Here is a 552-nt window from a genome sequence, read left to right as displayed (position 1 = left end):
TCAATGGTTACAAATTTATTGTAACGGATTTATGGACTGACTACCTTCTGCGAGGTGATATCGTAAAATCAACTAATTTTGCAAGAAGTCGGATGAATGACTTTCGTAAAATTAAGTATAAATCTTCTACCGGTTACAGAAAACTAAGGCCTTTAGACACAGTTCAGTGGCATACCCAAGCCAAAGCATTTATCAAAAATGAATTAGATAATTGCCAACATGAAATTCCTATTTTGGTATCTCATCATCTAACCTCTCCGATTCAAGTAGAGCCTGAGTATCAAGATTCAGATTACTCGCCAGCATATGCTAGTGATATGCATACCTTTTTTAATCAATGTAAAACAAAACCAATATTGGCCATAAATGGGCACAGCCATTTTTGTAATTTCACTTTAGATAACCAGATTTATTACTTCAGCAATACTTACGGTTATCACAATATTGATGAAAAACCAGAATTTGATAGCCAAGCTAAAATTGTAATTAACGGTACCAATGTTGACCTAGTAAAGAAGTCAACTCCGATTTTGAACCTAGCTATTAGTAAAA

Annotated in this window: 1 protein-coding gene; it reads left to right on the top strand. The window is 33.9% G+C overall.

Annotated elements, in window-relative coordinates; genetic code table 11:
* Positions 1 to 92: 92 nt before the first annotated feature.
* Positions 93 to 552, top strand: a 460-nt coding sequence (locus N7931_RS19355; protein WP_262795982.1) for a hypothetical protein, incomplete at its 3' end; no start/stop codon positions are given.

Origin of the sequence: Catenovulum sp. 2E275, assembly GCF_025515275.1 — a bacterium.
GTDB lineage: Bacteria > Pseudomonadota > Gammaproteobacteria > Enterobacterales > Alteromonadaceae > Catenovulum.
This window is presented reverse-complemented; position numbering and strand designations above follow the sequence as displayed.